Genomic DNA, 19,603 nt, shown 5'->3' with positions numbered 1-19,603 from the left:
TATAAATTAAGCTTTCGTAAGCTGATTGATAGGAGTGTTTGGTTTTGAGCAAGGGATATGTATATTTGGTGGGTGCCGGTCCGGGAGACCCTAAGTTAATTACCATTAAGGGGTCGGAGTGTATAGCCAAAGCAGATGTGTTAGTTTATGATCGGTTAGCTTCTCGGCGCCTTTTGACGTTAGCTCGTCCGGATTGTGAGCTCATCTATGTGGGGAAATCGCCGGATCGCCACACACTTCGGCAGGAAGAAATTAATCAAGTTCTTGTTGATAAAGGCTTAGAGGGAAAAATCGTGACCCGTCTTAAAGGTGGAGATCCTTTTGTTTTTGGCAGGGGAGGCGAGGAAGCGGAAGCTTTGCTCAAGGCAGGGATTCAATTTGAAGTAGTTCCCGGCATCACCTCGGCCATTGCGGTTCCCGCTTATGCAGGGATTCCGGTAACTCATCGTGATCTCACATCTTCTTTCGCAGTTATAACAGGGCACGAAGATCCTACCAAGAATGAGACCAGTATTCATTGGGATCATCTTGCCCAGTCCCATGGTACCTTGGTTTTCCTAATGGGCATGGAAAATCTCCCCTTGATTGCCCAAAAGTTAATGGAAAATGGGAAGAAGCCGACGACTCCTGTGGGAATTATTCAATGGGGGACAAGGCCGGAACAAAGGACTTTGGTTGGGCAACTGGATACTATTGCCGAAGAGGTTAAAAAACAGAACTTCACTAATCCTTCAATCATAATTGTTGGAGAGGTTGTATCCCTTAGGGAGAAACTCCAATGGTTCGAAAAGAAGCCATTGTTTGGCCAAAGAATCGTTGTTACTCGTGCACGCCACCAGGCAAGCGTACTAACGCAAGAAATTGAAGCCTTAGGCGGAGAGGCTTGGGAATTCCCAACGATTGATATCGCACCTCCCACTGATAACTCAGCCTTAATTAATGCTATCAAAAATCTAAGAGAATTCCAGTGGCTTATTTTTACCAGTGTTAATGGGGTAGAGGCTTTCTTCGACGAGTTAAGCATGCAAGAACGAGATGTGCGGGAGCTTATCGGCTTAGAGATAGTTGCCATAGGCCCAGCTACCCAAGCTTCGTTGGAGAAAAGGGGACTTCGTGCTGCTTATGTTCCAGAAGAGTATAAAGCTGAGAAAATTGTAGAAGGCCTGACAAGCAGAGTCTCCAAAGGGCAAAAGGTATTGCTGGCCAGGGCCGAAGAAGCTAGAGATGTTCTGCCTGTATCTCTTAAGGCTATGGGTCTGGAGGTCTGGGATGTCCCAGTCTATAAGACAGTTCTGGGGGGAGCAAATAGTGGGGAATTGAAACGAATGCTGGCTGAGCAGGAGATTCATAAGGTTACCTTTACCAGCTCATCAACGGTACGAAATTTTATGGAACTTTTGGATGGAGAAATATCGCTGCTGAATGGTGTCTTGCTTTACTCAATCGGTCCGATCACCAGCGCTACAGCTCGAAAGCTGGGATTGACTATTTATAAAGAGGCGAAAGAGTATACGATTCCCGGACTAGTTAATGCCTTAATGGAGGAGTGAGAGTATGATTAGTGTCACAAAGCTCTTATTTGATACAGAGTACTTCGGAGACTCTCTGAGATACAATAAAGACTCTCATGGTGCCCGAAACGGAACAACCACTCTTTCCGGGCCGGTGGTGGTTTGGAATTCCACCAAGACCTGTAATTTAAAATGTGCCCATTGTTATATGGAGTCTGAAGCTCAAAACTACGAGGGAGAAATGACCACTGAAGAGGCGAAGAGATTTATTGATGATCTCGCCGAATTCAAATCTCCCGTTTTGCTTTTTTCCGGCGGAGAGCCTCTTATTCGTCCGGACTTCTTTGAATTGGCGGAATATGCCATTTCTAAAGGTCTTCGGGCGACCCTATCGACAAATGGTACTCTGATTACCCCTGAAGTTGCCCGCCGCATCAAAGACATCGGGATTTCCTATGTGGGAATCTCTCTTGATGGTCTGGCAGATGTTAATGACAAGTTTAGAGGTAAAGAGGGAGCCTTTAAGGCGGCAATGCAAGGAATCCAAAACTGCGTAGCCGTGGATCAGCGAGTAGGGCTGCGGTTTACTATTAACAGTCATAATATTAAAGAACTGGATAAGATCTTTGATTTTATTGAAGAAGAGAACATCGATCGGGTTTGTTTCTACCACCTGGTCTATTCAGGTCGAGGGAACAAAATGATTGCAGAAGATGTGACGCCAGAGGAATCCCGGCAAGCCATGGATATAATTATTCGCAGAACGCGAGACTTTGAAGCGCGAGGCTTAAAAAAGGAAATTCTAACCGTTGATAATCACTGTGACGGGGTTTACATGTACATTCAAGCCTTAAAAGAGGATCCTGCCAGAGCACAAAAGATTAAGGATCTGATTGGTTTTAATGGTGGAAATCGTTCCGGTATTGCCTTTGGAGAAGTGGACCCCCTGGGCTATGTGCATCCCGACCAGTTCACTCAACATATCACCTTTGGAAATGTCCGAGAACGTAAAATATCTGATATTTGGACAGATGTTACTCATCCTCTGATGGCAGGACTTAAAGACCGCAAAGCTTTATTAAAAGGACGATGTTCTAAATGTCAATACCTGGATATGTGTAACGGGAATTTCCGCACTCGGGCTGAAGCGGTTTCGGGAGACTTCTGGGAGTCAGACCCGGCTTGCTATCTTACCGATGAAGAGATCGGAATCAAGTAAAAGATACAGCAATGAAGTTGGGATGAGGGTTTAACTACAGGAGGAGGTTCTTGAGAAATGGAACTAATCAGGCGTCCCCGCCGTTTACGGGTTAACGAGACAATCCGAAATATGGTACGAGAAAATCATCTTAGAGAAGAGAATTTGATTTATCCCATGTTTGTGATGCCCGGCGAAAAGAAAAAGGTTGAAATATCCTCAATGCCGGGAGTATATAACTATTCCCTCGATGAATTTATCCTTGCTCTTAAGGAAGTTGTAGCACTTGGAATTCCCTCGGTGCTGCTCTTTGGTATCCCGGAGAGCAAAGATAGTGTGGGATCAGGGGCTTACCACGAGCAAGGAATTGTCCAACAAGCTGTACGTCTAGCCAAGGAACATTACCCCAATCTTTACATCATTACGGATGTCTGCTTGTGTGAATACACGGATCATGGACATTGCGGCTTGATAGAAAAGGGTCAGGTTTTGAATGACCCAACCCTTGACCTGCTTGCCAAGACAGCACTTTCCCAGGTCAAAGCGGGAGCAGATATGGTTGCTCCTTCGGACATGATGGATGGGCGTGTGGCAGCAATCAGAGAAATGTTAGACCTAGAGGGCTTCACTAACATTCCAATTATGGCATACTCAGCAAAGTTCGCATCCGGATTTTACGGGCCTTTTCGCGAGGCAGCAGGATCAACCCCGCAATTTGGAGATCGCAGAACTTATCAGATGGATCCTGCCAATGGCAATGAAGCTATGCTCGAGACGGATTTAGACATTGAAGAAGGGGCAGACATGGTTATCGTCAAGCCGGCAATGTCCTATGGAGATATTATTTATCGGACCAAAGAGCGCTACGGCGTACCGGTGGCAGCTTATAATGTCAGCGGAGAATATGCCATGGTCAAAGCTGCTGCAGCTAACGGCTGGATTGATGAGAAACGCATAGTTTTGGAGGCTCTGCTGAGTATGAAACGTGCAGGAGCGGATTTGCTGATCACCTATCATGCCTTAGATGTGGCCCGCTGGCTTAGAGAGGAGGGCTAAATATGATCGTTTCTTGGAATACAACCAATGATTGCAATATGTTCTGTGATCATTGTTATCGTGATGCCTACTACAATGAGGGAGATTACATGGCTGAGGAACCTTGGTGCTTGTACCACGGGAGGAAGGGGGTTTAGTATGGATGCAACGGACAGAGCCTTACTAAATGCCATCCAAAATAATTTTCCAATAGCGGTTCATCCCTATTGGATCTTAAGTGAAGCAGTAGGTATTACGGAAGATGAGGCTTTTAAACGAATTCAAAATCTCCGTCAGGAAGGGATAATTCGCCGTTTAGGGGGAGTCTTTGATTCCCGGCGGTTAGGTTATTACAGTACCTTATGTGCCGGTAAGGTACCCGAAGATAAAATACCTGTGTTAGCTAAACTTTTGGACGAAATTTCCGGGGTGACTCACAACTATATTCGTGACCATGACTACAATGTTTGGTTTACCTTAATAGCCCGCTCACATGCGGTAGCGGAAGGCATCCTCCATAGGATTCGTGAGGAGACAGGAGTGTCGGAGATCTTTACTCTGCCCGCATCTCGAGTTTTTAAAATCAATGTCAATTTTGATTTTGATACATCCTTAGATGACCTGGAGCAAGATGACGGACAAAATCCTTTAGGGGAGTATGCCTCTCCCAGCCAAAAGCAAGAGATTCCTCCTTATGAATTAACCAATGATGAAATAAGTCTTATTCGAGTTATCCAAGGTAATTTGCCGGATTCTCCGACGCCGTTTATTGATCTGGCCGAAAGCCTGCAATGGCCTACTGACAAAGTTATTCAAGTTGCCAGTCACTTACTGGAAATGAAAATACTGCGCCGTTTTGGGGCAGTTCTCCGTCATCAAAAGGCCGGCTTTGTAGCTAATGCTATGGGTGTTTGGCAGGTAGATCAGGACCAGACGGAAAAGGTCGGAAAAATAATGGCCCGTTTTAAAGAAGTAAGTCATTGTTACCAGAGACCGACACTTGAGGATTGGCCTTATAACCTATTTACCATGATTCACGGACGTTCTGCAGATGATTGTGAAGAAATAATGAAGAGGATTGCCCAGGCAACGGGAGTTAAGACATATTCTATGCTTTTTAGCGTGGCCGAATTAAAAAAGAGCAGCATGCAGTATTTCTCCGATGACTACCAGCCGTAAGACTCGCATCTTCTATAAGTACGAAGGCATCCGGTGACGAAAACCCGGGTGTGGGTGGTGAGGAAGAGATAACGGCTGCTACGTCCCTGGATAAGTTCTTCTAAGCTTCAGATGGAGTAAGTATTCCTCTTAGGCAAACTCCATCTGAAGCTAAGAATCACTTGATTAGAGGAATCCATTTAGAAAGGAGATAGGTTATTGAGTTTCGTCGATGAAAAAAGCCGTCAAGCATTTGCTAAAGCCCAGGTGGTGATTCCCGGAGGTGTTAATTCACCGGTCAGGGCTTTTAAATCCGTCGGACGGGATCCGGTGTTTATCGACCGGGGTGCAGGGGCTTATATTTGGGATATTGATGGCAATCAATACATTGATTATGTAGGATCATGGGGTCCTTTAATCCTTGGACATGCTCACCCGGATGTGGTTGCAGTGATTAAGCAAGTGGCTGAACGAGGAACGAGTTACGGTGCCCCTACCGAAGTTGAGACCATCTTAGCAGAAGAAGTCCTGAAAGCTTATCCTTCCATGGAAATGGTACGTATGGTCAATTCCGGAACAGAAGCGACCATGAGTGCTTTGCGTTTAGCCCGAGGGGCTACAGGCAGATCAAAGATCGTAAAGTTTGAGGGCTGCTATCATGGTCATGCCGATCAACTTTTAATTAAAGCCGGAAGTGGTGCCCTTACCTTTGGCGTGCCCACATCTCCTGGGGTTCCGACTCAAACAGCAGCTACTACAATTTCCGCCCAGTTCAATGATCTTGAAGGTTTGACTGAGATCTTCAAACGTGAAGGTGAGGAAATTGCTTGTGTAATTTTGGAACCGGTAGCAGGGAACATGGGAGTTGTCTTGCCTGAGGAAGAATTTTTACAGGGGCTGAGACGTTTAACCAAAGAGTACGGGGCTTTGTTAATATTTGATGAAGTAATGACTGGTTTCAGAGTAAGCTACGGGGGTGCCCAGGCTCATTTTGGGATTGATCCCGATTTGACCTGTCTAGGTAAGGTAATCGGAGGGGGACTCCCGGTTGGGGCTTACGGCGGAAAACGAGAATATATGTCCCGGATCGCTCCCAGCGGTCCGATTTATCAAGCCGGAACTCTCTCAGGTAATCCCTTAGCTATGAACGCAGGGTTAGCGACCTTAAAATTGTTGCAGCAAACGGGAACTTATCAGAAATTGCAAGCCATGACTGCACGGCTTTCTAATGGCTTAAAAGAGCTTGCCCAAGAAGCCGGGCTTCCAATTTGGGTTAATTCTATTGGTGCTATGTTTTCGGCCTTCTTTACAGACACTCCCGTCAGAGATTATGCCAGTGCCTGTTCATCCGATGTAGAGCAATTTGCCAAGTTCTTTCGCGGCATGTTAGAGGGCGGCATTTACTTAGCCCCCAGTCAATTTGAAGCCGTCTTTTTATCCACGGCACATACAGATTCGGACATTGACAAAACCTTAGAGCAAGCTCGAATCGTGCTTAAAACTCTTTAGAAGGTTTTAGAAAACAGTGTGCTTGAAAAAAACAAAGTTAGATTAATTAGTTTAGATCTATAGCCAACTAATTTACCGGATCTAAACATACCATTATGACAGGGGGGACTTGCCGGATGGAACGCAAAAAGCGCGTCATAAGAACCCTCATTACGATTAGCTTATTAGCAGCCTTAATCGCTGTGCTCTATTTTTCTCGTGACGCTGATCCTAAAAACCCGCATTCCACGGTACCTAGAGAAACTTGGATTCATGGACCGAAAGGACACGGATATGCTGTTATGAATAACCAGCAACCGTGGAAACAGTGTTATGAATGTCATGTAGAACAAGGACTGGGCGGCGAAGCCTATTGCCAAAGCTGTCATGACCAATCTGGTGTGAAGGTTGAGATACCGCAAAAGCCAGCTGATAAATAGTTTGGGCTTGATGTAGGGAAGCATTTGTCCAAACCGAGAGGCCAAATGGTGCACCGGTGCACCATTTGATTTTTGCTCTTATTTTGCTATACAGTATATATTCTATGATATTCACGGAAAAGTATTTGGCATACATAAATCCACGTTTTAACGTAAAAAAACTAGGGCTTAAGAATTGTGATTTTTGCACGATTTCAAGCCCTAGTTTTTTTATCGATGAAGGTAAATACTATGATTGTTAATCTGGACGATGTTCGCTACCTGAGCATATTACATGAGAAATTACTAAAGCTTTGAATCATCGATCCCAGCCAGCCATCCTTCTATCTCACCAATAACCGATTGTACTGCTCCCTCTTCAAAGGGAGAAATTAAGTGGGCAAGTTTGACTAATTCAAGAAAGGACTTGCAGCCACCCGCTTTACAAAGAGTTAGATAATCCTGCCAAGCGCTCTCCCGCTCTTCTTGAGACCTTTTCCAAAACTGGAAGGCACAAAGTTGAGCTAAAGTATAGTCAATATAATAAAAGGGAGCGTTAAAGATATGCCCTTGCTGATGCCAGTAACCGCCCTGTTCTAAGTACTCATTATCTGAGTAGTTGCGGTGGGGCAGATACTTTCTCTCAATTGAACGCCAGGCGGCTTTCCTTTCAGAAGGTGACGCTTGGGGATGAGAGTATACATAATGCTGATACTCATCGACAGTCACACCATAAGGGATAAAGAGGAGAGCTTCACTTAGGTGAGTAAAGCGATATTTGTTGGCAGCATCTTTGAAGAATAGCTCCATCCATGGCCAGGCAAAGAATTCCATGCTCATAGAGTGAATTTCACAGGATTCATAAGTCGGCCATTGATATTCCGGTAAGGTATGACTTCTGCTGGAATAAACCTGAAAGGCGTGCCCTGCTTCATGGGTAAGTACGTCAACATCTCCGGAAGTCCCATTAAAATTGGAAAAGATAAAGGGTGCTTGGTATTTGCTGATATAGGTACAATACCCGCCCCCGGCCTTGCCCTTTTTAGTGACCAGATCCATCAGATCATTTTCCAGCATATAGCTGAAAAACTCATGAGTCTCCGGAGAAAGTTCTTGGTACATACGACGCCCATTTCCAATGATCCAGTCCGCATCTCCTTGAGGCTTAGCATTGCCGCTAAGGAAGCTAAACTTCTCATCATAATATAAGAGTTCAGCCAAACCGAGGCGGTTTTGTTGCCGTTCTCGAAGCTTCGTTGCTACAGGAACAATCTGCTCTTCCACTTGCTTTCTGAAATTAGCAACCATCTCCGGGGTGTAATCGGAACGAAGCATACGAGCATATCCTAGCTCGATATAATTGGAAAAGCCTAGTTTCTGGGCGATTTTAGTTCTAACCTCGACAAGCTCTGCAAAGATCTGGTCAAGCTTTGCTTCCTGTTCTTTGTAGAAGCCATATTTTGCCTCGTTGGCGCGCTTTCGCAGCTCACGATTTTCGGACTGTAAGAAGGGCCCTAAGCCTGAAAGATTGCGTTCTTCTCCTTCGAACAGAATTCTGGCAGAAGCAATCAGCTTCGTGTACTCCGTGGACAATTTGTTTTCCAACTGCAGCTCTTCAACAATCTCAGGCTTAAAGGTTTTAAGGGTTAATTCCGCGATATTAAACAATTGTTTGCCCCATTGTCCTTCTAACTCTTCACGGTAAGGGGAAGCAAGCAGTGCTTGGTAGAATTCGGAAATCAATCCTTGATAGATGGGTGTTGTGTCATCGAAGTATTCCTGCTCTTTTTCGTAATAGGAATCTGTCGTATCCACGGAATGGCGGATTGAGACGAGTTGGGACATTGAATCGAACTGGCTTCGCAAGAGGTTGATCTGGGTCAGGGCGGTATTTTGTTCCGAGTATGAAGGAGCTTGGCGAAACTTATCGAGAAGGGTATTAAATTCTGACTGCAGTTCGGTAATGTTGGGTCTTACGTAGGGATATTCTTTGAATTTCATTGAGAGTCACCTCTATTAAAGTTTTTTGAGCGCTTGGGGTCGATTCTTCTGTCTGCATTTGAGGCGGAGCGCTTGTCTGCACGCGTCTGCGAGTTCCGCCGCTGGCTCGCTGGACGGTTCGCGAGCGCGTCCGAACCTCCGGGTATTTCTGCATGTGAACCTGCGGCGCGCTACGAGGACGCGAACCGTCGGCACTCGCCTTAGCGCGGCTCCACTGACGCATCCGCTTAGCAGACAAGCGCTCCTTCTGCCAGTTTGTTGGGAGTGTAAGCAGTGCTTCGGGGGACTCAGTTTAAGGCTTCGCAGAACCTTTAGCGTGTTAGGAAGACAGACCTTTAGTTTACATCGTCTACTGGTGCTACATAGCGGCAAGGGAGGCCACTCTGAAAACATCCCCAAAGCATTCTTAACAATAATGACCCGAAAGACAAGCGGCATCGATCCACAGAAGTGGACTCATTGAATGGAGAGGCGGTTAAGCCTCCAAAGGCTAAGTGTGGAAACGGTGCCACGGGTTTACTTCAGGTATTCCTCGGAGGTTTAGCGAAGCCTCACTGACCCGAGTGACCCTATTTTCATCCTTAGCTGGTGCTGCGGTAGCGGTATGAAAGGCAACCCTGTAAAAGCTCCAAATCATTCTTAAAGAATAAAGACCCGAAAGACAGGGCGGCTTCGTCCAACAGGAGTGAACCCATTGCATGGAGAGGCGGTAAGGCCTACAAAGCTTGCGTGGGAAAGCGGAGCCACGGTTCACTCCAGGTATTGCCCAGAGGTTTGGTGGAGCTCCCACGCAAGCGAGTAGGCGAGCCTCGGAGTGCTGGGTGCCGAAGACACTGTCTTCGCACGAATTAGCTTTCTTGCAGGATGTGGACGAAGCCGCCCTGCCCCAAGCGACCCAAGATTCAGTGGCCGGGTGGTTACTCTACGAACGAGGCAATACCCAAGTCACTCCTGTCTCTTGGATAGCCACTTTTTCAATTTGTCCCGCTGCCGCTTGGCGGAAACGCAGGATAGGTTCATCCATGGGCTCTCTGGACAGTTTGAAAGCCCCCCAATGCATGGGGATAACCCATTTTGCTGACATCTCTTCGCCCATTTTCCAGGCCTGTTCAGGAGTAGCATGCTTATCCTCAAAAGACTTTGGTGAATATGCCCCAATACCCAGGATCGCTAAGTCGATGGGAATCCCATTCAGTTGTTGTTTGATTAATTCCGTATAACCTGTGTCGGCTCCGAAGAAAATATTTATACCGTTTTTAGATAACAAGAGACTGTTGGCTTCCATACCTTTCTTCCAGGGTATTCTGGCTCCCCAGTGTTTACCTTCGATGGCCTTAACGGTGACTCCAGCCAAGCAGGTAGTTTCTTGCCAGTGTAGTTCTTCAATAGATTTGTACTTCATACCGTTCCACAAGGGGAGAGTGTTTTTGGCAGTAACAGCAAAAGTATTTGCTGATTGGAACTTGCGTAAAGTTGGATAATCAAAGTGGTCTGTATGAGCGTGGGATACCAGCATCAAATCTATTGGACCAACTTCATCACTGCTCAAAGGCGAAGCGATGTAACGACTGGGGCCTATTGTCAGGTTCCCTACAGGAGTAATACCAATGTGTGAATATAAAGCGGGGTCAATAAGAATTCTTGTTCCGAAAAAGTTAATCAAAAAACTGGCATGACCCAGCCAGGCTACAGTAACTTCAGAGTTTGACCATTTTTGTGGAGTTGGGATATGCTTCGGTATTATTAATTTGTTCTGATCTTCGGCAGCTACGACATTATTAATGGCAATATAACCTCCAGTCAAGCCAAGAGTACCTAACAGTCCAAGGCTAATAAATCTACGCCGTGTATATTGATTCTGGGGGGCCCTAGGTAACTCTGAGTCCAACAAATCGTCCTTATCTTTCAAACTATCACCCCTGTATGAACCTTCAGGAATATTAGAAGCTCCACTTTACATTTTAAGATTATATTTAGTATTTGGTGAATATATCCAAATGCAATTATCTGGTTTTCTGAGAAATCCATAGAAAGATTTCATAAACTATGTAGATGGAATATACTGTACGCCGGTGAAGCAAAAAGAGAGCAAGTGAAAAGAGAACAAACAAAAAGAGGGAACAACAAAAAGAATCCAAGCAAAAAGGGGCGTGACCTATGAGAATATGGCGGGTGCTTTGTAATTGGTGGAAGTGGATTTACTACTTTTGCCGAAGATCCCCTAAGAAAGCTAAAATTCAACCAGCCTTTGGCAGCACGTTTATTCAATATTGGTACTGTCAAAACTGGGACTTTGATCGTTGGCTGGAAGAGTATCAAATGTTGCAAAAGATAGGAATTAGTGAAATAATCCTTCAGAACATTGCTGATACTAAATCCCAGTACGCGGTTTATCCAACGAAGATGGAAGGATACACCTGTAATAGTATCGATATGGTTGAAACTGCCTTGAGTGCCGCCGATAGTATAGGCATGAATGTGCGTATTGGTCTAGGGTATAGCCAAGACTGGTGGTCTAACGAAATTTACGAGCATGCCTGGCTGGAGGATGAGGCTGAAGTCAACAAGCAAATTGTAATAGAGATTGTTAGGATGTATGGGGGACATAAAGCACTAAAAGGTTGGTATATTCCTTATGAGTTTCATCCGCTAACAGCCCTGAGTATTGTCCAACAGGCAGATCTGAATAGGTTTTTTAAAGAGATTGCCAACACTATCAAGGCTAACAGTTCCCAAGATATCATGGTTGCCCCCTATTATAAAGCTCAGTTGACCTGGAATATTACCTTGGCATCTTGGGCCTACAGTGTGCATCATATTCTATATGATACAGGGATCGATATTCTTGCCTTGCAGGATAGTATTGGGGCAGGGTTTAACTCCCTGAATCATTTAGATGAAATTTATGCCTATACAAGAAAGGCTACCGACGAGATCGGAATGACTCTCTATGCCGTCACAGAAACTTTTGAGGTCAATGACACGGAATATTTACCGGCTCAACAACATCGAATTAGTGAGCAACTGGCCAGAGAATCTGCTTATGTAAGAGGGTTCGTAGCTTTTAGCATCAACCACTATCAGAATCCTAAAGAGGCTGCCAAGGCAACTGGTTATAAGGATTACTATAACTACTATCTCGAACACAAACAGTAAGATTATAAATTCCGCAACACCCACTTCTTGTAAGTGAATGTTGTGATTTCCACGTGTTCACTTATGGCCTCTAATACTATAAGTTCTCGAGGAATAGACGGACAACATCCGCTCCGCCAATTATAGTTCCAATCGTGCCGCCTAAGTTGGCTAAGGTAACAATAATCAGAATTCTAGTTACCTTATTATTCCAAAAACCTTTAAGGCTAAAAACATCCTCGGAAAGATTCTCAAAATCTCTAACACTGGGGCGGCGGAGATAGGCTTGAACAATTCCGGCAAACCATCCGGCTGCAATCAGAGGGTGTAAGGTAGTTATGGGGGCTACGACAAAGGATGTAAGAATTGTCAGAGGATGACCAAAAGCAAGTGCTGTTCCCAAGGCAGCAAAGGATCCTGTCCATAGTACCCAACTTATAGTTTGCTGAATTCCAGCGGCAGGATTGGCAATAAAGGTATACACCATAACTGCCAGGATTAGAAGGGGAATAGACCAACCAATAATTTTGAGGGTTTTTGATTGTGCCGGTACTTCAGAGAGCTTTGCTAAATCGTGCTCCCTTTTTAGTTCTTCTTTGATTCCGGGGACGTGGGCAGCACCTAAGACTGCCACAACTTTGCTTCCCGGAGCATCTTTAATTTTTTGCGCTAAATACTGATCTCGCTCATCTATCAAAGGAAGTTTTAACTTTGGGAAGCTTACGGTAAATTCATTAAGTATCGAATTAAGCATATCCTGTGATTTCATCTTCTCCAGATCCTCTTCAGAAATGTCTTCATCATCAAAAATACTAAAGAAAATGCCCGTGAGCAGCTTAACTTTTCCCCAGAACCCTACACCTTGCCAAATCCGTGAAAAGGTAATTTGAATGTTTCTATCTGCCAGTACAAGGTTGGCACCTATTTCTTTGGCGGACTCAGCCCCTTGAATCATCTCTTGACCGGCATTAATTCCAAATTGTTTGGCGAGACGCTTTTGAAAAGAAGAGATCACAAGATTTATTAGCAGTAAAGTAGCCTTCTTTTCTTTAATAATCTTAAAAATATCAGTTTCCTTCCACTTATTACCTTCGATGATTGTTTGATAGCGAGGCTCGTCTAATTCTATACAAACCGAGTCAGGCCTTTCCGCTTCAATAACTTCCTTCACAAGTTCCGCACTTTGCTTGGATACGTGAGCAGTTCCGATTAAAATGAACTCTTTACCATATAGATCGATTCTAGAAATGCTTTCGTTTTCTTCGAACATAATTACCTTCCTTTAGCTTTAATCTTACTGCCTTGACATCTTTTCTCAAAGTTTATTGTACTCTAATTTCCCCCTGTACTACAAATTTGTTCCGGCAGAAAAACTTTGGAAAAAAGCTCCCCAGGGGAGCCAAAACAGTGAAAGCACGTTGAGTGTCCAGTTCAACGTGCTTTCATGATTATATTATGGAGGTTTTCTTCTCAAACAGCCGGAGGATACTGTTTAAAGAAGGCACTTCCAACATTTTAACCGCCTTGGAGAATAAACCAATAACATTAAATCTAATCTTCTAAAAACTCCAGGAAAGGTTTATCCATACCAACTAGTGCGTTGACCATTAGTTCTACTAAACCACCATATTGAACATTAAATTTCTCGGTTGCTTCATAGAACTCCAGAATATCACGAATAGCTCCTTTACAATTTGAACAAGGTGCACAAACATATTTGGGGATTGAAATATTTTCCATGCTGTCCTGGAAGGCTCCAAGGATCTGGTTAAACTTCATCCGAGTGCTTATCTTATTTCTCCATTCGGAGAAATTCATCGAATTCGTAATGGCGAAACCGCCGCCTCCGCCGCAACAGTAATTGTCAACTCCATGAGGTGTCATTTCTCTAAATTGAGGACTAATCACTTTTAGTACATTGCGCTGTGGTTCGACGATTCCCATCCCTCGGACATAATTGCAAGGATCGTGAAGGGTTACGGGAAAATTATTCTTACTGGGATCTAGCCTTAACCGTTTATCCCTAACCATATCCCAAAGGAGAGGGAGACAACTTTCAACGGGAACTTTTGCATCCCCATAAACCATCCGATCTCCTACAATCGCCGAAGCTTTGTGGGCATGACCGCACTCTGCAATAACTATACGATTGACTCCTAATTCTTTGGCCACCTTCATTTGCTTAACGGCCAGGGTCTTGGCTTGGAAATCATCGTACCAGATGCCATAATTGACATTATCATAGCCGGTGATTTCACTGCTAAGAGTCCAGTCTAGACCAGCTTCTTCGAAAAGAATTGCAAAAGCAATGGGGTTTTCAGGCCAAGCCATGTACTCGCCGGCATTATGTAAGAGCAGAATATCTGCGCCTTTTTTATCAATCGGGAACTTAATCTTCCGACCATATTTCTCTTCGATTTCCTCTTCCAAAAACTCAATCGTGTCCAGAAAAGCCGGTTTGGTAATGCCTGTCGAGGATCCTGTCTTTAGTTGAAGAACGGTACCTTTGGTATGTAAGGGAAGAGGGGCTATGCCCATTTCTTGGCTGAAGATCTTACGAATCTCTTTAGTGAGGATAGCATTGTCTAAGCCTAAGGGGCAAGTCTGGGCACAACGCCGACATAGATTACAGCGATATGCTAATTCCCCGAGCCGGGCTATGGTCTCCCAGTTCACATCGATATCAGCTCCGACGAAACCACCCAGCAGTTTTCCGCTTAGAGTGAAGTACTTCTTAGCAATTTTCCTGAGGACTTCCGAGCGGAAAATAGGACGATATAATTCGTTTTTTCCGGACGCTTCGTAGATATGGCAGGCGGCAGAACAAGTATCACATTTTGCGCAGTATTCGAAGGATAACAGGAAGGGTTGGAGCACTCCATTGTTGGCATCCGAAAAGCTTTTTTCTAGGCCAAATATGAATTTGCGTACGAACTCATCTTCTTCGTCCTGGGTTTTCGGACGAATTAAGGTATCAATACCAACATAGCCATCTAGAGATGTACAGAATTTTTCTTGCCAAGCGGGCTTAGGATCAGTTAGAGGGGGTTCCATTCCGGGCTTATTATAAGGGGGCAGTAAAGGCATGAGTTTGTCTGTTTCGAGTTTAATCAGTTGTTCATCCCGTCGTCCCATATCTTGGGGACGCAAATCTTTTTCATTGATCATATTTAGCTCTCCTCTTCCACAAGTTAACTTTCAAAATTATGTTAGTTATTCCTTGGGATACGCCCGTTTCGATGATAAAAGAATTTAAATGAAAAACTTAACTATGCTATAATTTAAGAAAATAGGTACAAATAGTTATTGACATATGCCATATTCGATTTAATTATACTATGTACCGGACATATGTCAATTACAAATTTATTCGAATAATAGAACATGGTGGTTATTGACATATGTTCAAAACAGAGTATAATTCAAGTTATTAAGGGCATATGTCAATAACTAAGGAGGTAATAGCTAATGCCAAGAAGAGATGGAACAGGACCAATCAGCTCATCAGGTAATGGTACTGGCTTAGGATTAGGGTCAGGCTACCGACGAGGTCCGGGGAAGAATTTTGCCAATGATCTAATTGAGCCAAAAAAGAAAAAGGAGTTGCTACAAAAGCAAAAAGAGCTGCTGGAAAGAAAACTTGATGACCTTAACAAGCAAATTATGAGTCAAAATTAGCAGTGAAAGTGGCAGGAGAATTCTCCTGTTACTTTTAGTACTAGTCATGACAGTTTCATAACTGCACGACTTCTGTGCTAAGTAGGAGATAGTTAAGGATTAGAAATAATGAGTAATGAGGAGTAGGATAATGCCAAGACCAAGAAAATGGAGAAAAGTCTGTTGTTTACCGGAAAGTAACCGTTTTGGGCCACTCAATAACCAAATAAATCAAGAGCACTTCGTAGTTATGACTGTGGATGAATATGAAACAATAAGGCTTATCGATCTAGAAGGCTTTACTCAAGAAGAGAGTGCTGACCAAATGAAGATTGCCCGTACCACTGTTCAACGAATCTACAATGATGCTCGAAGGAAACTTGCAGAATCCTTAGTAAATGGGAAAGTGTTGAGAATTGAAGGTGGGGATTATCAGCTGTGTGACGGATTAGAAAAATCTTGCGGTTGTGGCGGTTGCCTCAGACATAAATGTGACAGAGGTTTTACGCCAAATGATAATGGGGGTGAATAATATTTATTCCGAAAAAGTAATGGAACACTTTACGTGTCCACAAAATTCCTATAGCATGCCGGATGCCAATGCTCAAGGAGTCTACGGAGATCCTGCTTGCGGAGATGCACTGATCATTTTCCTTAAGGTACAGGATAATACCATTCAAGAGATCAGCTATTTAGTCTTTGGCTGTTGTGCATCGATTGCAACCTCCAGTATGACATCAGTATTAGCTAAAGGTAAAAGCTTAGAGGATGCTTTAAGTATTACGGAAGAAGATATCGTCCGGGCTCTGGATGGTTTACCCGAGAATAAAGTACATTGCTCAAACCTAGGAGTTAGTGCATTGCGCAATGCCATTAATAATTTCTATGAAAGTCAAAAAATAGGCTTAAAGGAGGATTCTCAATGAAAGTTGCCATACCCGTTGATGATAAATCTATGTCAACAAATGTCTCTCAATCCTTCGGACGTACACCCTATTATCTTATTTACGATACCGATTCCAAGAAGAGTGTTTTTTTAGATAATAGCGCAATAGCCAGCCAGGGCGGGGCAGGTATTAAAGCCGCGCAAACAATTGTTGACAGTAATATTAATGCCATAATTACTCCTCAATGCGGAGAAAATGCCGCAGAAGTTCTTAAGACAGCTAATATAAAATTGTATAAGACCATTAATTTCTCTGTTCAAGATAACATTTGTGCCTTAAATGACGGAAAACTTCCGATTTTAGAAGATATTCATCCTGGATTTCATGGTCATGGAGGCAACTAGTATGAAGGTAGCTGTGCTAAGTGGCAAGGGTGGCACAGGAAAAACACTAGTATCAGTAAATCTGGCCTCAGTAGCTAAGGAATCCCTCTATATAGACTGTGACGTAGAAGAGCCCAATGGGCATCTGTTTTTCAAGCCGAAGAATTATGCCTCGGAAAGCATTGAGGTCAAAATTCCTTTCTCCGATGAAAAGCTGTGTAGTGGCTGCCGTAAATGTGTCGAATTCTGCAAGTTCAATGCCTTAGCCTTTATTATCAATAAAGTAATCGTCTTTGATAACGTTTGTCATTCCTGCGGAGGGTGTATCTTGCTTTGTCCGGAGCAAGCTTTTGCGGAAAAAGACAAGCTGATTGGCAAGGTTCAGTACGGTGTTTCAGAAAATGTTACTGTCATGACAGGAGTATTAAATCCTGGAGAATCGTCGGGAGTACCCATAATTAAGAAGCTTTTACAAGACATTGTAAGCGGGCCGGAACTCATCATTATCGATTGTCCACCCGGCAGTGCCTGTATTGTCATGGAGAGTATCAAAGATGCAGATTATTGTATTTTAGTAGCCGAGCCAACCTTATTCGGAGTTCACAATCTTAATTTGGTTTATGAACTGGTCAAGTTGTTTAAAAAACCTCATGGTGTGATACTGAACAAATGTGTGGAGGGGGAAAATCCTGCCGAAAAATTTTGTTTGGAAAAGGATATTAAAGTTATAGGCAAGATTCCCTTTGACGGTGGCCTCGGAACTCTTAATTCTAATGCTCTGATCTCTGTCAGAGAGAATAAAAAGTACCATGATCTGTTTGCTTCAATCCTGCAGGTTGTGACTAAGGAGGGATCTTATGAAACAGTTACTAATCCTTAGTGGCAAAGGCGGTACAGGGAAAACAACGCTTGTTAGCGCATTTATTAAGTTATCAAATGCTAAAATGTATGCAGATTGTGATGTTGATGCACCAAATTTGCATTTGATCATGAATCAAGCATCTACACCTATACAATCAGACTATTATGGTATGCCTAAGGCAGAGATAGATCCGGATATATGTAACCAATGTGACTTATGCAGACAAAGCTGCCGCTTTGAAGCAATTGAAGAAACAGTTAAGTATACGGTGGATACATATGCTTGCGAAGGTTGTGGTGTTTGTGAAGCTGTCTGTCCGGTAGGAGCTATATCTCTTAAACCTGCTAAAGCCGGAGATTTGATGCTGTATGTTAATGATTCAGTGTTCTCAACAGCAGAGCTAAAAATGGGGAGCGGTACATCCGGAAAACTTGTCACTGAAGTGAAAAAACAGATGAAGTCAGCGCCTATAGACACAGGTCTGGCCATCATTGACGGTTCTCCGGGGATAGGATGTCCGGTCATCGCTTCTCTAAGTGGTGTAGATATGGTTTTAATCGTCGCCGAACCATCTATTTCCGGTATTAGTGATATGGAACGGATTATTAAGACTGCAGAAAAGTTTCACACCAGAACTGCGGTTTGTATTAACAAATACGATACAAATATTGAAAACACCAAAAAGATTGAATCATTTTGTCGGCAAAGCTACCTCCCTTGTGTTGGAAAAATACCTTATGATTCAGAAGTAATAAAAGCCATCAATAAAGGTCAGAGTATCGTAGACGTTGACACAGCAGCAGCGTATGCCATAAAGAAGGTTTTTGATAAGGCAATTACAATACTATTTAATGAGAGTTTAGTCTTGTGATGAAAGTTCTGAATTAATTAATAAAATGGAGGACGAACTACAGAAATTGCGATTGTAATTGTTATCTACTGGAACCCCGTTTCTAAAGTTTGCAATTTACCATTAAAAATGGAAATATATCCCTTCTTGAATCACAATGCGCTTCCAACAGGAATAATATGGAATGCGAGGAAGAGCGTGGGGGGATTGTGTTGAAAGCAGAAGAACGGGCCGGTTACATTGAGCGACTTGAAGAATTGAGAAAATCTAAAGTTCTAATCTATTTTTCTTATACACCATTAGATGACTCTATTTTAGTCCCCCTTTATAAACAGTTAAAGGAAATCGGGCATACGCAAAAAATCGATTTAGTTCTACACAGTTATGGAGGAGCCGTAGATACACCTTATAAAGTAGTAATGCTAATTCGAGAATTCTGTGAAGAATTTGCAGTTATTGTTCCGTTTGTGGCAAAATCGGCGGCATCCATGCTTGTTCTAGGGGCCGATGAAGTCGTTATGGGACCGATTTCCGAGCTGGGCCCTATCGATCCGTTGGTTAAGCATCCAACCTATAAAGACGTTTTAGTACCGGTTCAAGCAGTTTGGCATTGCTTGGATTTCTTTCAAAGGTCGATTGTTAATAGTAACAACCCGGAAGTTTCATCGATGATTGCTGCCCAAATGCTTAGTAAACTTGACCCATGGCTCATTGGAGACTATGAAAAAACAATTAAGGCTTCCAGACAATATGCCGAAACCCTATTATCGTTATATATGCTTAAAGATAATCCGGAAAAGATTCAGATTGTCACTCACGCTTTGACAGAAGGATACTATTCTCATGGATATCCAATCGGACGACGAGAAGCCAAAGAATTAGGAATAAAGGTAACCGAAGCTCATGGAGAGCTGTGGGACGTTATTTGGAATCTGTATCTGGGGTATGAAAAACTATTTAAGGAAAAGGACAACGAAGAACAACAAAAAGACTGACAGAGTTCGGTCTTTTTTCATTTA

Annotated in this window: 19 protein-coding genes; 15 read left to right on the top strand and 4 right to left on the bottom strand. The window is 43.4% G+C overall.

Translation table 11 applies throughout. The features are described from left to right. The first annotated feature begins 44 nt into the window (after window positions 1–44). From cobA to BLS16_RS11805, 7 genes are all read left to right on the top strand, one after another. Entirely contained in the window at window positions 45–1,550 is a 1,506-nt protein-coding gene (cobA, locus tag BLS16_RS11830) for a uroporphyrinogen-III C-methyltransferase (RefSeq protein WP_092333454.1), read from the top strand. Window positions 1,551–1,554: 4 nt separating this feature from the next. Beyond that, complete coding sequence (gene nirJ1 / locus BLS16_RS11825; RefSeq protein ID WP_092333452.1) at window positions 1,555–2,730, top strand: putative heme d1 biosynthesis radical SAM protein NirJ1; 1,176 nt, start codon at window positions 1,555–1,557, stop codon at window positions 2,728–2,730. 57 nt (window positions 2,731–2,787) lie between these two features. Then, a complete protein-coding gene (gene hemB / locus BLS16_RS11820; RefSeq protein ID WP_092333450.1) occupies window positions 2,788–3,765 on the top strand; it encodes a porphobilinogen synthase in 978 nt (325 codons plus the stop codon). A 2-nt stretch (window positions 3,766–3,767) separates the two neighbouring features. After that, window positions 3,768–3,902, top strand: a complete 135-nt coding sequence (locus tag BLS16_RS24585) for a hypothetical protein (protein WP_282433740.1) — start codon at window positions 3,768–3,770, stop codon at window positions 3,900–3,902. A gap of 1 nt (window position 3,903) precedes the next feature. Further along, complete coding sequence (ahbB, locus tag BLS16_RS11815; protein WP_092333448.1) at window positions 3,904–4,923, top strand: siroheme decarboxylase subunit beta; 1,020 nt, start codon at window positions 3,904–3,906, stop codon at window positions 4,921–4,923. Between the two features lie 198 nt (window positions 4,924–5,121). Next, on the top strand, window positions 5,122–6,411 hold the full coding sequence (gene hemL, locus BLS16_RS11810) for a glutamate-1-semialdehyde 2,1-aminomutase (RefSeq protein WP_092333446.1): 1,290 nt from the start codon (window positions 5,122–5,124) through the stop codon (window positions 6,409–6,411). A 116-nt stretch (window positions 6,412–6,527) separates the two neighbouring features. Further along, on the top strand, window positions 6,528–6,830 hold the full coding sequence (locus tag BLS16_RS11805; RefSeq protein WP_092333444.1) for a hypothetical protein: 303 nt from the start codon (window positions 6,528–6,530) through the stop codon (window positions 6,828–6,830). A 285-nt stretch (window positions 6,831–7,115) separates the two neighbouring features. Here the strand turns inward: BLS16_RS11805 and BLS16_RS11800 are convergent, their stop codons facing one another. Together BLS16_RS11800 and BLS16_RS11795 are read right to left on the bottom strand one after the other, a co-directional pair. Continuing rightward, entirely contained in the window at window positions 7,116–8,810 is a 1,695-nt protein-coding gene (locus BLS16_RS11800; RefSeq protein ID WP_092333442.1) for a M3 family oligoendopeptidase, read from the bottom strand. A 922-nt stretch (window positions 8,811–9,732) separates the two neighbouring features. After that, entirely contained in the window at window positions 9,733–10,719 is a 987-nt protein-coding gene (locus tag BLS16_RS11795; RefSeq protein WP_092333440.1) for an MBL fold metallo-hydrolase, read from the bottom strand. A gap of 248 nt (window positions 10,720–10,967) precedes the next feature. Between BLS16_RS11795 and BLS16_RS11790 the strand changes: the two genes are divergently transcribed. Beyond that, window positions 10,968–11,966, top strand: a complete 999-nt coding sequence (locus BLS16_RS11790) for a DUF4434 domain-containing protein (protein WP_092333438.1) — start codon at window positions 10,968–10,970, stop codon at window positions 11,964–11,966. A 76-nt stretch (window positions 11,967–12,042) separates the two neighbouring features. Here BLS16_RS11790 and BLS16_RS11785 read toward each other — a convergent pair whose 3' ends face one another. Then, window positions 12,043–13,215, bottom strand: a complete 1,173-nt coding sequence (locus BLS16_RS11785) for a TraB/GumN family protein (RefSeq protein ID WP_092333436.1) — start codon at window positions 13,213–13,215, stop codon at window positions 12,043–12,045. A 281-nt stretch (window positions 13,216–13,496) separates the two neighbouring features. Further along, complete coding sequence (locus BLS16_RS11780) at window positions 13,497–15,113, bottom strand: (Fe-S)-binding protein (RefSeq protein WP_092333434.1); 1,617 nt, start codon at window positions 15,111–15,113, stop codon at window positions 13,497–13,499. 300 nt (window positions 15,114–15,413) lie between these two features. Between BLS16_RS11780 and BLS16_RS11775 the strand changes: the two genes are divergently transcribed. The 7 genes from BLS16_RS11775 (at window position 15,414) to BLS16_RS11745 (ending at window position 19,579) form a co-directional block, all read left to right on the top strand. Then, window positions 15,414–15,623 carry a hypothetical protein gene (locus tag BLS16_RS11775; protein ID WP_014902156.1) on the top strand — a complete coding sequence of 70 codons (210 nt, stop codon included), beginning with the start codon at window positions 15,414–15,416 and terminating at the stop codon, window positions 15,621–15,623. A gap of 130 nt (window positions 15,624–15,753) precedes the next feature. Next, window positions 15,754–16,134 carry a DUF134 domain-containing protein gene (locus BLS16_RS11770; protein ID WP_092333432.1) on the top strand — a complete coding sequence of 127 codons (381 nt, stop codon included), beginning with the start codon at window positions 15,754–15,756 and terminating at the stop codon, window positions 16,132–16,134. Window position 16,135: 1 nt separating this feature from the next. Continuing rightward, window positions 16,136–16,528 (top strand): iron-sulfur cluster assembly scaffold protein, encoded by a 393-nt coding sequence (locus tag BLS16_RS11765; protein WP_282433739.1) that lies wholly within the window; start codon window positions 16,136–16,138, stop codon window positions 16,526–16,528. Next, window positions 16,525–16,893, top strand: a complete 369-nt coding sequence (locus tag BLS16_RS11760; protein ID WP_092333430.1) for a NifB/NifX family molybdenum-iron cluster-binding protein — start codon at window positions 16,525–16,527, stop codon at window positions 16,891–16,893. The genes BLS16_RS11765 and BLS16_RS11760 overlap by 4 nt, the downstream gene beginning before the upstream one ends. Window position 16,894: 1 nt before the next feature. Further along, complete coding sequence (locus BLS16_RS11755) at window positions 16,895–17,752, top strand: nucleotide-binding protein (protein ID WP_092333428.1); 858 nt, start codon at window positions 16,895–16,897, stop codon at window positions 17,750–17,752. Further along, window positions 17,730–18,605 (top strand): ATP-binding protein, encoded by an 876-nt coding sequence (locus BLS16_RS11750; protein WP_092333426.1) that lies wholly within the window; start codon window positions 17,730–17,732, stop codon window positions 18,603–18,605. The genes BLS16_RS11755 and BLS16_RS11750 overlap by 23 nt, the downstream gene beginning before the upstream one ends. A 191-nt stretch (window positions 18,606–18,796) precedes the next feature. Next, window positions 18,797–19,579, top strand: coding sequence for an SDH family Clp fold serine proteinase (locus BLS16_RS11745; RefSeq protein ID WP_092333424.1), 783 nt, complete (start codon window positions 18,797–18,799; stop codon window positions 19,577–19,579). Window positions 19,580–19,603: the final 24 nt, after the last annotated feature.

The organism is Desulfosporosinus hippei DSM 8344 (assembly GCF_900100785.1).
Lineage (GTDB): Bacteria > Bacillota > Desulfitobacteriia > Desulfitobacteriales > Desulfitobacteriaceae > Desulfosporosinus > Desulfosporosinus hippei.
Note: the sequence above shows the minus strand (reverse complement) of the source record. Positions and strands in the feature narration are given on the sequence as shown.

Coding starts and splice junctions, on each gene's coding strand:
- BLS16_RS24585 (WP_282433740.1), top strand. CDS start 3,768: ATGATCGTTTCTTGGAATACAACCAATGATTGCAATATGTTCTGTGAT.
- ahbB (WP_092333448.1), top strand. CDS start 3,904: ATGGATGCAACGGACAGAGCCTTACTAAATGCCATCCAAAATAATTTT.
- BLS16_RS11760 (WP_092333430.1), top strand. CDS start 16,525: ATGAAAGTTGCCATACCCGTTGATGATAAATCTATGTCAACAAATGTC.
- BLS16_RS11800 (WP_092333442.1), bottom strand. CDS start 8,810: ATGAAATTCAAAGAATATCCCTACGTAAGACCCAACATTACCGAACTG.
- nirJ1 (WP_092333452.1), top strand. CDS start 1,555: ATGATTAGTGTCACAAAGCTCTTATTTGATACAGAGTACTTCGGAGAC.
- hemB (WP_092333450.1), top strand. CDS start 2,788: ATGGAACTAATCAGGCGTCCCCGCCGTTTACGGGTTAACGAGACAATC.
- BLS16_RS11785 (WP_092333436.1), bottom strand. CDS start 13,215: ATGTTCGAAGAAAACGAAAGCATTTCTAGAATCGATCTATATGGTAAA.
- BLS16_RS11750 (WP_092333426.1), top strand. CDS start 17,730: ATGAAACAGTTACTAATCCTTAGTGGCAAAGGCGGTACAGGGAAAACA.
- BLS16_RS11805 (WP_092333444.1), top strand. CDS start 6,528: ATGGAACGCAAAAAGCGCGTCATAAGAACCCTCATTACGATTAGCTTA.
- BLS16_RS11770 (WP_092333432.1), top strand. CDS start 15,754: ATGCCAAGACCAAGAAAATGGAGAAAAGTCTGTTGTTTACCGGAAAGT.
- BLS16_RS11755 (WP_092333428.1), top strand. CDS start 16,895: ATGAAGGTAGCTGTGCTAAGTGGCAAGGGTGGCACAGGAAAAACACTA.
- BLS16_RS11790 (WP_092333438.1), top strand. CDS start 10,968: ATGAGAATATGGCGGGTGCTTTGTAATTGGTGGAAGTGGATTTACTAC.
- BLS16_RS11780 (WP_092333434.1), bottom strand. CDS start 15,113: ATGATCAATGAAAAAGATTTGCGTCCCCAAGATATGGGACGACGGGAT.
- BLS16_RS11775 (WP_014902156.1), top strand. CDS start 15,414: ATGCCAAGAAGAGATGGAACAGGACCAATCAGCTCATCAGGTAATGGT.